Below are 12,933 nucleotides of genomic sequence, written 5' to 3' on the forward strand. Positions count from 1 at the left end.
TGGTGAAAGTGATAATCCAGAGGTCAATCTTTGTTTAGAGAAAAGAGGCTGGTATTTAGAAGGTGGTCCAATCTGTGAAGAAAGAACAATGTGGAATAGACCTGCATGTATCCAATGGCGAAAAAAACACAGCAAGCCTGATGCTAAGCCTTGGGGATAAATAATACAGAAGTATTTTAAGCAGAATACAATTTAACTCGATATAAAGTGCGGTCAATTTTCAAAGAGTTTTAAAACCTTTCAAAAATTGACCGCACTTTTTGTATTTTAGAGCTACTTATCCTCAAGTTAATCTTATAATTTCACATTCAATTTAGCGTAAGCACATTCTACTTTTTCCAATGCTTTTTCTACGGAAATATCACGAGCGAGTAAGACACCTAAACGGCGATGACCATTGACTTCACCTTTGCCGAAAATGCGAATATTGGTGTGAGGTTCAGCCAATACTTCGACGATATTGCCAAATTGCACGTTTTTCGATTGGCCTTCCACCACAATGGCTTTTGAAGCGGATGGGCTAATAAGGGTGATTTCCGGAATCGGTAAGCCTAAAATCGCACGGGCGTGTAAGGCGAACTCGGATAATTCTTGAGAAATTAGCGTTACCATGCCGGTATCGTGTGGGCGAGGGGAAACTTCATTGAAGATAACCTCATCACCACATACAAACATTTCCACCCCGAAAATACCACGACCACCTAATGCAGTGGTAATTTTCTCGGCAACATCTTGGGCTTTTTTCAAGGCTGCATCAGACATGGCTTGTGGTTGCCAAGATTCGCGATAGTCACCATCTTCTTGGCGATGGCCGATTGGTGCTAAGAAGCTGGTGCCGTTGATATGGCGAACGGTGAGTAAAGTGATTTCATAATCGAATTTAACAAACCCTTCCACAATCACGCGTCCTGCGCCTGCGCGACCACCTTGTTGCGCGTAATCCCAGGCTTTTTGTAAGTCGTCTTTGGATCTTAAAATACTTTGACCGTGGCCGGAAGAAGACATAATCGGTTTTACCACGCAAGGAATACCGATTTTTTCAACCGCACTTTGGAAGTCAGCAAAGTTATCGACAAATTGATAAGGTGAAGTTGGTAGGCCAAGTTCTTCGGCAGCTAAACGGCGAATGCCTTCGCGATTCATCGTCAGCTTGGTGGCTTTGGCGGTAGGCACAACATTAAAACCCGCTTGTTCTAATTCAATCAGCGTATCAGTCGCGATGGCTTCTACTTCCGGCACGATGTAATCAGGGCGCTCTTTTTCTACTAAGGCTTTGAGGGCTGCACCATCTAACATGGAAATCGTATAAGCACGATGGGCAACTTGTTGTGCTGGGGCGTTTTCATAACGATCAACGGCAATCACTTCCACGCCTAAACGTTGTAATTCAATCACCACCTCTTTGCCCAGTTCACCAGAGCCAAGCATCATCACTTTGATAGCATTCGGGGTTAATGCTGTACCTAGGGTTGTCATGTTGTGTCCTTATTTTAAGAAAGATTCATCAAGAGCTAAATCGTCATTTTTATTAATCCCCACACCGCGAGCAATGACATTTTTAGCAATATCATGTGCTTCTTCTAAAGAATGTTCGGTGTAAGTTCCGCATTGGTATTCGTTCAATTCTGGAATTTGGTTTTGATCTTGCACGGTTAAAATATCTTTCATAGAAGCTAACCATGCATCAGCCACTTGTTGTTCGTTTGGTGTGCCAATTAATGACATGTAAAAACCTGTACGACAGCCCATTGGGGAAATATCGATGATTTCTACGTTGTCATTGTTTAAATGGTCACGCATGAAGCCTGCAAATAAATGCTCAAGGGTGTGAATCCCTTTTGGTGGGAGAATTTCTTTGTTTGGAATGCAAAAACGAAGATCAAAAACAGTGATGTCATCGCCCTTTGGGGTGCGCATCGTTTTGGCTACACGCACGGCAGGTGCGTTCATACGGGTGTGATCCACTTTAAAACTGTCAAGTAATGGCATATTTATTTCCTTGAAAATCAGTGATTTGTAAATTAATTGCAAGTTTTTGTAAATTTTTTTACATTTTTTTACAATTTCTTTGAACTTTTCTTTTTAGCGTCGGTCTTATAGAACAAGCAACTTGCAGTTGTTTTAATAAAATTGGTTCCTTAGGTTATTTGCCCCTTACTCGATAAGGGGCGTTTTTTTATCTGTTGAATATCAATTCGTCTTTATTCTAGTCCACAACCAGGTTATGCACAAAGGCTATTCTCGGCTATGACACGAAAGGTAAACTGAAAAAGAGTAACGCAATATAACGCAGTCCTTTTCCAATCGTCATAAAAATCAAACAACTTAGCCAATTCAATCGAAGCCAACCGGCTACCGCGCAAAATACATCCCCGATAATAGGCAACCAGCTCAATAATAGAGTGATGGCACCATAGCGTTGTATTTTGTTTATTGCCCATAAAGTGCGGTCATTTTTGCTGTCAATTTTCGGAAACCATCGACCAATCCAGTAAGTGGTGAGGCTGCCAAGTGTATTGCCTGCGGTTGCCAGAAAAACAAGCCAAAAAATATCCGCACTTAATAATGACCCGACCAATACTTTTGGCACAGCAAGGGAGACAAACACAATTTCTGAATTGCCCGGCAAGATGGTGGCACTTAAGAACGCGCTGAAAAACATCAACCACAAACCATGGGTTTGCCAAAAATCAGCCCAAAAGCTGAAAGAGAAAATATCCCACATTAGGCTCTAATAATCTCTCTCGTTCTAACATCAAACACATCCATTCCTGCGCTTAATCCCGCTTTTACGCCGAGATCGGCATCTTCAAAGACGATACAGCGTGATGGTTCGGCTTTTGCCAGTTCTGCACAGCGTAAAAAGGTTTCTGGATGCGGTTTATGTTCTTTCACATCATCAGCGCTGACAATAGCATTAAAGTAATGTTTGATATCTAATTTTTGCATCAACATATCAATGATTTGGCGGTTCGAACCTGAACCAAGCGCAATTGGCTTTTGTTGATAGTAATGACGCACCACGTCAAAGGTCGGAAGTAATTTTGATTCTGTTGGAATCAATTCATAAGAAAGTTTGCGTTTTGCTTGTATGACTTCATTTAAACGTTCTTGTGGCATACCGGCATCTTGCATAATGGCGGAGGCGATAGTGCTCACAGTTGCGCCACCTAAATCATACATAATTTGGCTGTTAAAACGATAACCAAATTGTTCCCCCACCATGTTCCACGCACGGGCGTGTACTGGCATGGTGTCGATTAAAGTGCCATCCATATCAAAAATCAGGCCATCATATTTTTCAAAAAGTCTGTTATCTATCATTTATTGCTTTCCTAGTTCGTAAATTTTTTCACTTTGTTTCAATTTTGTGATCTGTGCACTGGTAATTTTATGAAATAGCGGTAAAGTTATCCTATCTCAAAAAGGAATGTTATGTCGTTACTCAAACAATTAACCCGTTGGAAAATTCGCGGTCAGATTGATCAGGACGTTATTGATATTATTCTGACTTTGCAAAGTCGCCTAGAGCATCATTGGCGCATTGATGTGTCGATTCCGACTGTCATCACACTCTTATTGCATATTGCCAACAGCCTTGCCCGCTTAAAACGAGGGGGTTGCGTTTCCCCGCTTCATCAAGCCTTTTATGATGAAATGCAAAGTGCGGTCATTTTCCCCGATGTTTTGGAAATTCACCACGATTTGCTTTCTTTTATTCCGCGAGAAATTCCCGAAGCCGAGCAGAGCTATTATCTCGCCAATATTTATAGCTTGCTGTTGGAGCAAGATAAAAAATAAGGGCATGAAAGCCCCTATTCTATCAGTTAAAAATCAAACTGAGTTCTAAATCTTTGAGTAAATTGCTTTCTAAGCGCAAATCATTCCATACTAATGGATTATTATCCAAGTAATGTTTCTCAAAAGTCAGTTCCCAAGTCTGCAAAGAGCGGTCAATTCTGAGGTTGATTTTATCGGTGCTATCTGTCGCCTGACGAGATTTATTTAAAATCACCGAAATGCGTAAAAGAATAAGTAAAACAAGGACATCGTCATCCGCATAACGAGCAAAAATCGGTAAATCATTCTTTTTAAATGCACTCGTATGATAACGAACTAAATTTACCAATAAGCGTTGTTGTTCGCGATCAAAGCCTGGTAATTCCATATTCTGCAGAATATAAGCGGAATGTTTTTGCACATTGCGATGATTAATGACAATACCGACTTCCAATAAGCGTGCTGCCCAAATTAACAGATTTTTCATTTCATCAGCAAGATGCGGTTTTTGCCAATGGGTGTATTGGTCAATTAAGGTTTTCGCACTATTTGCCACGCGATCAGCTTGCGCTAAATCTAAGTTAAATTGTTCGGCAAGTCCTAATGCGGTACGTGTACGGATGTCTGAAACTTGGAAGTTTTTTTCTAAGCTGTAAATCACCCCTTCACGCAAAGCGCCGTCAGAATAGCGCATATTTTCTAAGCCAAACACATCAAAAACAGCGCTTAAAATGGCTAAGCCTGGCACAAAGACATCCACGCGATCAGGGTTTAATCCTGCGATGTTGAGTTCTTCAAAATGGGATGCTTGTAAGGTTCGTTCAATTAAATTCTGTAAACGTTCAGCCGTGATGATGCCGTTAGGATCAAGAGTTGCAGTAATCACTTGATAGACGGTTTTGATGGTGCCTGATGAACCTAACACCGATTGCCAACCGAGCTTGCGATATTCCCAGCTTAAATCTTCAATTTTATTGACCGCACTTTGGCGCGCTTGCTCGAAGTTTTCTTTTGAAATTTCTCCATTCGGGAAGAATTTTTTGGCAAAACTGACGCAGCCCATGTGACGACTTTCCGCCACTAAGGGGGTGAAATCATCACCGATGATCATTTCTGTCGAGCCACCACCAATATCGATGACCAGTTTACGTCCGCTTTCGGGTTGAGTGTGGCAAACACCGGCATAAATGGTTTTGGCTTCAGTTTGACCGCTGATGATATTAATGGGATAAGGAAAGACAGTGGCAGCTTGACGTAAAAATTCGTCATTATTGACCGCTCTTCGTAGGGTATAAGTGCCGACGACATTCACATCTTTCGGCTCAAAGCCTTGTAAGCGCTCAGCAAAAAGTGCAAGGCAATTTACCCCGCGCTCAATCGCTTCTTGGCTTAATACATTGTGCTCGTCTAAGCCATCGGCGAGTCTCACTTTTTGTTTTAAACGAGAAAGCACCTGAATCGAACCATTGATAATGCGCGCCACAATCATGTGGAAGCTGTTTGAGCCTAAATCAATGGCGGCAATCTCCCGGGCCTCACCTCGGTGATGAGGTTCTGTGAGTTGAGCCAGTTGCTTGTCTTTATGCATGTCCTTTCCTAAAATTCAAATTGATACAATAAATCAAAAACTTGGTTTGTGCTGGAAACCGATTGGAAATAAAGTTGTGGCATTAAGCGGTAACGCAAGGTCACTTCGGCTAAGCCATCAAACAATCCTACACCGTATTTCACTTGTAAGCGTTTACCAATATTACCACTAACTTGTACTTTGGAGCTATCCCCAACACCGGCAGTGCCTAAGTTTAAGTCTTGAATACCAAAGGCTTCGCCAATACCGCCGACTACTTTACCACTTTTCGCCAAACCTAAGCCAAGTAATGCCGCACCCACAGAACCACTAGAGCCTGCTTCACCGCTGTTTTCTAATGAGCGGCCAGTTAATAAATAAGAAAGAGCCTGGTCTTGAGATTTGGCTGGGTCAGAGAAAATGGTGACTTGTGGACTAGATGCCATACCAATCACTTTTACCCCCGCGGTTACTTTGCTGTCTTCCATCGCTTCAGGGTTACGAATTGCTTCAATATTTAACATCGGTTGTGAAGGTAAACCGGCGAAGCTGATTTGTCCTTTACGAATTAATAAATCCTGTCCGAAAGAAGCATAACGACCATTTTTTAGGTTAATTTGACCAAATAAACCTAATTTGCCTTTATCCTGTTTTACAGAAAGTAAGCCGTTCAAATTGGTTTTTAAACCATAGGCATCTAAATGCACATCATCACCGATTTTAATTTTTAAATCAGATTGAATTTGCATGCCCGATTTGGTTTCTGAAGCAAATTGGCGATTAATGAGCTCTTCTTTACTTTTTCTTGGGCCATTTAAAATGACTTCATCTTCACTCACTGGTTCAGCATTGTCCGGTAAGCTTTCAATAGCAATTCTTGCCCAAGGGATATCCACATTGCCACTCAAATCTAAGAGTTTTGGCGAGGCTTTGACAACCACATTCGGGCTGACTTTTAACTTCGCCATGGATGGAATATCAACTTTGAAATTATCCGCTTGCGCTCTAACTTCTGCCGTCCAGTTATCCATGTGAGCCCAGTTAGCTTGTCCGTTGATATTGAGTTTGCTATCTGGTGTTTGAACATGGCCATTTAAGGTTGAAGATGTACCATTAAAGCGGATTGCCACTTGACCATCAGTTACATCAAAAGGCAGGCTTTTCAGTTTTGTTTTCACATTGCGGATATCAAAATTACCGTTTAATAATGGTTTTTCTAAATTACCACCGAAACTTAAGCGTGAGACCACTTCACCATCTATGCTTTCACCGCTAGAGAAAAGTTGATTGGCTAAGGATAAGCGTAAACCTTCAATGGTAAAGGTACCGCCTAATTGACGACCTTTACTTAAATCATGAATTTTTAAGTCTGTGCCGATTCGACCTTGATTTTGAACGTTAATGTCAGATTTCAAGGTTAAATTGTTATTTTGAATATCGGCATTCACACTTAATTTAGGAATATCCAGCTTAAAGGTGCGGTAGTCTAATTTTTGTGCCACACCAATGTTATTTCCTTCCACTGCCACATTTAGTTGTAATGGTTTATCCGTGAACCATGCCACTTTACCTCGGCTTTGTAACTGGCCTTTGAGCGTGTCTTGTCCCATCAATTTATTCACTAAATCTAAATTAATACGTTTAAGCTCAAAAGGGACTTCGCCGTTTTTCCCTGCCGTAAATTGTTGAGGGAAACACAGATCTAAGTCTTGGTTAATCCAGCAGTGTGAACCAATGGTGGCTTGGATTTTTTTATTGTCATAAGTCACCGGAATGGTTTGATTCACTTTAAAATCACCAATAGGTGAGTTTAGGCTCACTTGGCTTAAATTGCCTTTCCATTGCTGAGAAGTGCGGTCAAAATTCCCCGCGATTTGTAAATCAGCTGCAACGGGCTCACCTTTTGATTTTAAGGTGAGCGTATGATGTTTTTCATCACCCGATGCATTCAAATCAATATTATGCAATTTGATGCTGTCGCCATAGCGGAAGTTTTCCGCTTTGACGGTAAGTTCACCTTTCACTTGCGGTTCACTGACAACATTACCTTTAATTAAGGCTTTGGATAAATCTAATCCTTGGAAGTGCAAGCCTTGTGCAGTTAAATCAGCATTAATGGTTGGCGCAGTAAGTTTCCCTAAAATCTGTGCTTTACCAACTACGGAACCCGCTAAATCTTGCCATAGTCCACGTAAGCTTGGTGCGTTGATATCTAAATCTAAGTTTGATTTATCACCTAATGTCCCTTTTGCCGCAATGCGGTTATCGCCATAGTTCAGCAATAAATCAGGAATGTTTAATAAGGTTTCATTACTTAAAAAGACACTACCTTTCAAGCTCAATGGGCGAGAGGAAAGACTACCGGTTAAATCCACGGTAGGCACATCCACTTTCCAATGATTGGAATCAGCGGAACCTTGTGAGCTCACTTTGCCCGATAATACGGCTGGCATGGCAGGCACATAAGGACGAATGTTCATTTTGTTTAAATCAGCCGTCACATCCCATTGTGCGCCATCTTTCCAGTTTGAGGAACCCGTTAAACGTGCGGTACCATCGAGGGCAGCAAGTTTTAATTCGTTGAGGGTGACTTCGTAGAGTTTACCGTCTGCATTTAAATCAACGTGAGTATGAGGGATATGATCCATACCCTCCACACCACCAACAACTTCTGCGTGATAATTCAATAAATCGCCTGTGAGTTTGATATCGACATCGTTAATTTTGAGTGGTGCTAGGCTGTCTGCAAAAGCATATTGACCTTTTTTCGCTTTTAACTGCAGATTTAATGGCATTTTATCTTCGGCCAGTTTCACGTCACCCGTTAAGGTGGCATCAAGCACACCCTGTGTGGTTAACGAAAGTGCGGTTGTTTTTTTCAATGAACCCGATAAATTGAGATCAACTTTGCTAGCAGGAAGAATGGTTTTGTCTTTTGATTTAAAGGCTTGGAGATCAGATTTTAATGTGAGATCAACCGGAAAATCTTCATTGAGTTGAAGTTGCCCTTGGCTCGAAAGTGTGCCAAGAGAGCTATCAATCTCGAGTTTTTGTAATTTCACTAAATGATCAGTGGCATCCGCTTGTAATTCCACTTTAGGTACAGAGATTTTTTGTGTTTCTTCGCCTTTTTCATTGAGAGATTGATATTGCCAGTTTGTACCCAAAAAACTTGGAATGTGCATATCAAAAGGCAAGTTCACCGCATTTAAATTACCTAAAAAAGCCGGTGTGAGTGTTTGCTCAATTTGCGCCCAATCAACGGGTTTAGCAGGTTCTTTTTTCTCGGGCTGAGGGGGATTCGGTTGAGTTTGGGTGACCGTTGAGAAAAGCACATCTGAAAGTGTGGTAGGCTCAAGGGTAAGACCAGATTCATTGTTTAAACTGACCGCACTTTGAAATGACGAAAACGTAATATTGCTTTGATCGAGTTTCATATCAAAGTCAGTGACCGCCACATTTTTCACTTGTACAGAAACCGGTAAATGGATTTTTTCCATTGGACCACTTTCCGTTTGTTTCTCTTCAGAAGGTGGCATGACACTGGTATCAATGGCAATTTTCGGCTGTGTTAAGCTGAGATCATCAACAATAATATCACCCGAAAGTAAACGAGCTAAATTCAGTTGTAAGCGCGTTTTAGGAAGGGCTACATCGACGCCGGTGGTTTGAAAACGTAAATTTTCCAAGATCAAACCATCTTGTAAGCCACCGCTGACTTGTTCAATAGATAAGCTATCGAGCATTTTATCCGCAAGTTGAATAAGTGCACGTTGTCCACTATCAAAAGAAAGTGCTGTGACTAAGCCTAAAACAGGGACAAAGATGACCGCACTTCCGACACATAAAATTTTACGGCAGGTCTTTTTCTTTTTAACGGGTTGTGTGGTTTGGTTATCTGGTTGTTTTTCTTGTTCAGACATAGTCATACCCTAAATTTCAGCACCTAAGCCAATGTAAAATTGAATGTTTTTGCTGTTATCTTTATCTCGAATTGGCGTTGCAATATCAAATTTGATGGCGCCAACTGGCGATGCCCAACGTACACCGAAACCTGCGCCGTAGCGTAACTCATTTGCTTTGTAAGCATCTGCGGCTAAGCCTGTATCCGCAAACACCGCTCCCCACCAATTTGGGTAAACTTGATATTGATATTCAAGGCTACCTGTTACTAAGCGAGAGCCACCGACTAATTTCCCTTCTTTATTTTTCGGTGAAATTTTCTTATAGCCATAACCTCGCACGCTGCGATCGCCCCCGGCAAAGAAACGTAATGCAGGTGGAATTTTTCGAATATCAGGCGTATTTAAATAACCAATTTCTGCACGGGTAATAAAACGGTGATTTTCTGCGTACGTACGAATCCAGGCAGTAGAAGCTTGAACTTTAAAGAAATTAGCATCGGACATCCAAAGCTTATTCCCTAAATCAACCGTGATTTTTTGGGTATCTCCCCATGTTGGGAATTGGCCACCTCTTAAACGGGTACGGCTAAAGCCCCCAGTTGGATAAACTAGGAAGGTTTTATCGGTGAAATCAGCTTGTGTGTAGCTGTCATAACGAACACGAAGGCCTGCAAAATATTGCCAACCCTCGCTATTATTCCAATAACGTAATGCAGCGAAAGTGAGGGCTTTGGTATCCGTATCGTTTTTATTTTCTTTTTCATAACCAGTTGAAAATTCATAATAATAATTTAATGGATTTTTCAACAATGGCATTTTATAGGTGGCTTCAAAGTTTTGTTTTGGCGCAGAGACATAAAGATTTGTACGGAAACTATGGCCTCGGCTATTAATCCAAGGTTTTGTCCAACCAATTTGGACATGAGGGCCCGTATCAGTTGCAAAACCTACCCCAAGCTCCATTGAGTTTTTCTTACGTGGATAAAGTAAAAGTTCGATATCGACTAATTTATCTTCTTCGCGAACGTGAGGCTGTAAAAGCACTGAACTAAACCAGTTGGTAGAAGAGAAATCGTTAGTTAATTCAGATAAATCACTGACTAAATAAGGATCGCCCGATTTGATGTTGAGCATGTTTTGCAAATAATCTTCGCGAATTTGGGAATGGTTGAAGGTGATATTGCCATAATGATAACGTACGCCACTATCAAATAGCATACGCCACCATGCTTCATGAGTTTCTGGGCTGATTTCTAAGCGAGAAATTTGGAATTTTCCGTCAAGATAACCACGAGCTAGTGCAAGGTTTGAAATGCTGCTTTTATAGTCATCGTATTTTTGATGCTCAACTAACTCCCCTTGTTTTGGCAAGTTTTTACGGAGCGCCGTGAAGTTTTCATCTTCTGCGGCTTCGCCTGTAATTTCAACGTCTGTTCCTGCAATTTTACTTGGCTCACCTGGGGTAACATTCGCAATAAGTAAATCTCGTTGACCTTTACGTTTTTTCAATTCAAAGGTCACGGAAGAACCATAATAACCAAAGACTCGAAGGCCTTTATCGACAGCATCTGAAACTAATTGTTTATAACGATCTGAGCCGTCCATCTCACCTTTATCAATGAGATTGACATTCATGTCAGTATTGCGAATGGCGCGTTCACCCTTAATACCGCGGATCTCAATATCTACGGTTTGTTCTGCAAGGGCTGAAAAACTCATCCATCCAAGCAAAAGTGCGGTTATTTTTAACGAAATTTTTTTCATTTTATTACAAGCTAAACTTTAAGAAGATCCACATCAAACCGCCTTAGTTTACCCATAAAATAAGGGGATTAGCAACGCAATTATGGATGGGATTTGAAATTGTTATATGCGTGTGAGCGTTAATACGACAATGCGATCAAAGAAAGAGTTTCCTTTGCTTTGAAAAAAATAGTGATTGTTCTCTTTATTCAGACATTTAACCAAAATGTAACCGGGCCATCATTGGTCAGCGTTACTTGCATATCTGCTGCAAATTGTCCGTTGGCAACAGTGACTTTTTCTGCACATTTTTGTGAAAAATACTCATATAATTCGTTAGCCAAGGCTGGTGCGGCACCTTTTGAGAAACTTGGTCGTAAACCTTTTTGCGTGTCTGCAGCTAGGGTGAATTGTGATACCACAAGCACTTCGCCACCGATTTGTTGCACATTTAAATTCATTTTGTCATTTTCATCGCTGAAAATACGGTAACTTAAGACTTTCTCGGCGAGTTTATCCGCTTTGGCTTGGTCATCTTCTTTTTCCACGCCTAATAAAACCAATAACCCCTTGCCGATTTGTCCCACAATTTGACCTTCAACTTCCACTTTAGCCTGTGTTACACGCTGGATTAATGCAATCATTTTACTTCCTCTAAATTTGTTTGATTCATCGACTGCACTTCTGCAAGTACTGCGGCTAATTGTGCGCCGAATAACACCACTGTCCAGCTGATTTGAATCCACAATAACATGATCGGCAGTGTCGCCATGGCGCCATAAATTAATTGATAAGACGGGAAGGTGGCGATGTACCAAGTAAAGGCTTGTTTTCCTAAGGTAAAGAAAATTGCCGCAATTAATGCGCCTGCTGCAGAGTGTTTGATGCTCACTTTCTTATTTGGCACGACCATATAAATGAGCGTGAAGATAAACCAAGTAGAAAGAAATGGCACAAAACTGAGGAGTTTTAAGCCAAAAGAGAGCGTTTCCGATTGCTCGAACATAGCTTTGACGTAGGAACTCGCCGCAATGCTAGTACCGATTAAAAGCGGACCGAGCGTTAAAATGAGCCAATAAATAGCAAATGACGTAAAAATTGGGCGATTACTGGTGTCTTTCCAAATGCCATTGAGTGTACGGTCAATGGAGTTAATCAGCATTAATGCCACTAAAATCAAACTCACAATCCCCACGGCGCTCATTTTCTTTGAATTATAGACGAATTCATCAATATATTGTCCCACAACATCACTCGCGGAAGGAGCGAAATTGGTGAAGATGAATTCTTTCAATGCGCCAGTTACTTCGTTAAAAACGGGAAAGGCGGAGAAAATTGAAAACACCACCATAATTAATGGCACGATAGCGAGCATGGTGCTGTAAGTGAGTGAACCGGCGGCTTGCGTTAATTTATTTTCTTGAGAACGCTGCCAGAATAATGCGAGAAAAGACGTTAAGGTCATTAGAGCAAGCCTCCGCAACAATGTTTAAATTTCTTCCCTGAGCCACAAACACAAGGCTGTTTATTGCTTGGGAGCGGTACAGTGGGATCAACAAAATACCAACGGCCATCAATTTTTACAAAAAGTGAATGTTCGTGATGCACTTGCGGCTGTTCGTTGCCTTGAAAATGTGCTTTAAATTCAACCTCACTTTGTGTTTTGGTTAAGGTTTCTGCTTTGACAATATCTAAACCGAGCCATTGTGTTTCATCAGCCCAATCTTGCAGGGCTTTTTCATCTAATAAGGTTTGTTGGCTTGGCACAGTGGTTTGCACGATATAAGGAATCTTTTTAAGCACAAACGCTGAATAGCGGGAACGCATAAGTTGTTCCGCTGTTTCTGGAAACATATTGCCTGAATGAAAGCGCCCGCAACAATCTTCATAAGAAAGCGAAGATTGGCACGGACAAAGTGCGGTTGCTTTAGCCGACAT

At 41.3% G+C, this 12,933-nt stretch carries 11 protein-coding genes; 1 reads left to right on the plus strand and 10 read right to left on the minus strand.

Annotation, left to right across the window (positions count from 1 at the left end):
- Window positions 1-294: 294 nt before the first annotated feature.
- The 4 genes from purT to AC979_RS04095 all read right to left on the minus strand — a co-directional run bounded on the left by purT (window position 295) and on the right by AC979_RS04095 (window position 3,324).
- Complete coding sequence (gene purT / locus AC979_RS04080) at window positions 295-1,476, minus strand: formate-dependent phosphoribosylglycinamide formyltransferase (RefSeq protein ID WP_049372967.1); 1,182 nt, start codon at window positions 1,474-1,476, stop codon at window positions 295-297.
- A gap of 9 nt (window positions 1,477-1,485) precedes the next feature.
- Window positions 1,486-1,989, minus strand: coding sequence for an S-ribosylhomocysteine lyase (luxS, locus tag AC979_RS04085; protein ID WP_005694994.1), 504 nt, complete (start codon window positions 1,987-1,989; stop codon window positions 1,486-1,488).
- Window positions 1,990-2,245: 256 nt separating this feature from the next.
- Window positions 2,246-2,725, minus strand: coding sequence for a YqaA family protein (locus tag AC979_RS04090; RefSeq protein ID WP_049372968.1), 480 nt, complete (start codon window positions 2,723-2,725; stop codon window positions 2,246-2,248).
- Window positions 2,725-3,324: a beta-phosphoglucomutase family hydrolase gene (locus tag AC979_RS04095; protein ID WP_005694997.1), complete on the minus strand. Its 600-nt coding sequence runs from the start codon at window positions 3,322-3,324 to the stop codon at window positions 2,725-2,727. The genes AC979_RS04090 and AC979_RS04095 overlap by 1 nt, the downstream gene beginning before the upstream one ends.
- A gap of 111 nt (window positions 3,325-3,435) precedes the next feature.
- Here AC979_RS04095 and AC979_RS04100 point away from each other — a divergent pair, with 111 nt between their 5' ends.
- Window positions 3,436-3,801 carry a hypothetical protein gene (locus AC979_RS04100; RefSeq protein WP_049372969.1) on the plus strand — a complete coding sequence of 122 codons (366 nt, stop codon included), beginning with the start codon at window positions 3,436-3,438 and terminating at the stop codon, window positions 3,799-3,801.
- Between the two features lie 22 nt (window positions 3,802-3,823).
- Here the strand turns inward: AC979_RS04100 and ppx are convergent, their stop codons facing one another.
- The 6 genes from ppx to AC979_RS04130 form a co-directional block, all read right to left on the minus strand.
- Window positions 3,824-5,368 carry an exopolyphosphatase gene (gene ppx, locus AC979_RS04105; protein WP_049372970.1) on the minus strand — a complete coding sequence of 515 codons (1,545 nt, stop codon included), beginning with the start codon at window positions 5,366-5,368 and terminating at the stop codon, window positions 3,824-3,826.
- 8 nt (window positions 5,369-5,376) lie between these two features.
- Entirely contained in the window at window positions 5,377-9,276 is a 3,900-nt protein-coding gene (locus tag AC979_RS04110; RefSeq protein WP_049372971.1) for a translocation/assembly module TamB domain-containing protein, read from the minus strand.
- Window positions 9,277-9,279: 3 nt separating this feature from the next.
- Window positions 9,280-11,016: an autotransporter assembly complex protein TamA gene (locus tag AC979_RS04115; protein WP_049372972.1), complete on the minus strand. Its 1,737-nt coding sequence runs from the start codon at window positions 11,014-11,016 to the stop codon at window positions 9,280-9,282.
- Between the two features lie 188 nt (window positions 11,017-11,204).
- A complete protein-coding gene (dtd, locus tag AC979_RS04120) occupies window positions 11,205-11,639 on the minus strand; it encodes a D-aminoacyl-tRNA deacylase (RefSeq protein WP_049372973.1) in 435 nt (144 codons plus the stop codon).
- Window positions 11,636-12,460 carry a virulence factor BrkB family protein gene (locus AC979_RS04125; protein WP_049372974.1) on the minus strand — a complete coding sequence of 275 codons (825 nt, stop codon included), beginning with the start codon at window positions 12,458-12,460 and terminating at the stop codon, window positions 11,636-11,638. Before AC979_RS04125 ends, dtd begins: the two co-directional genes overlap by 4 nt.
- A complete protein-coding gene (locus tag AC979_RS04130) occupies window positions 12,460-12,933 on the minus strand; it encodes a YchJ family protein (protein WP_049372975.1) in 474 nt (157 codons plus the stop codon). The genes AC979_RS04125 and AC979_RS04130 overlap by 1 nt, the downstream gene beginning before the upstream one ends.

It is taken from the genome of Parahaemophilus parainfluenzae, from assembly GCF_001053575.1.
GTDB classification, from domain to species: domain Bacteria; phylum Pseudomonadota; class Gammaproteobacteria; order Enterobacterales; family Pasteurellaceae; genus Haemophilus_D; species Haemophilus_D parainfluenzae_S.

Bases quoted from the DNA above. Each gene is read 5' to 3' on its own strand.
- purT (WP_049372967.1), bottom strand. From the start codon at position 1,476: ATGACAACCCTAGGTACAGCATTAACCCCGAATGCTATCAAAGTGATG.
- luxS (WP_005694994.1), bottom strand. From the start codon at position 1,989: ATGCCATTACTTGACAGTTTTAAAGTGGATCACACCCGTATGAACGCA.
- AC979_RS04090 (WP_049372968.1), bottom strand. From the start codon at position 2,725: ATGTGGGATATTTTCTCTTTCAGCTTTTGGGCTGATTTTTGGCAAACC.
- AC979_RS04095 (WP_005694997.1), bottom strand. From the start codon at position 3,324: ATGATAGATAACAGACTTTTTGAAAAATATGATGGCCTGATTTTTGAT.
- AC979_RS04100 (WP_049372969.1), top strand. From the start codon at position 3,436: ATGTCGTTACTCAAACAATTAACCCGTTGGAAAATTCGCGGTCAGATT.
- ppx (WP_049372970.1), bottom strand. From the start codon at position 5,368: ATGCATAAAGACAAGCAACTGGCTCAACTCACAGAACCTCATCACCGA.
- AC979_RS04110 (WP_049372971.1), bottom strand. From the start codon at position 9,276: ATGACTATGTCTGAACAAGAAAAACAACCAGATAACCAAACCACACAA.
- AC979_RS04115 (WP_049372972.1), bottom strand. From the start codon at position 11,016: ATGAAAAAAATTTCGTTAAAAATAACCGCACTTTTGCTTGGATGGATG.
- dtd (WP_049372973.1), bottom strand. From the start codon at position 11,639: ATGATTGCATTAATCCAGCGTGTAACACAGGCTAAAGTGGAAGTTGAA.
- AC979_RS04125 (WP_049372974.1), bottom strand. From the start codon at position 12,460: ATGACCTTAACGTCTTTTCTCGCATTATTCTGGCAGCGTTCTCAAGAA.
- AC979_RS04130 (WP_049372975.1), bottom strand. From the start codon at position 12,933: ATGTCGGCTAAAGCAACCGCACTTTGTCCGTGCCAATCTTCGCTTTCT.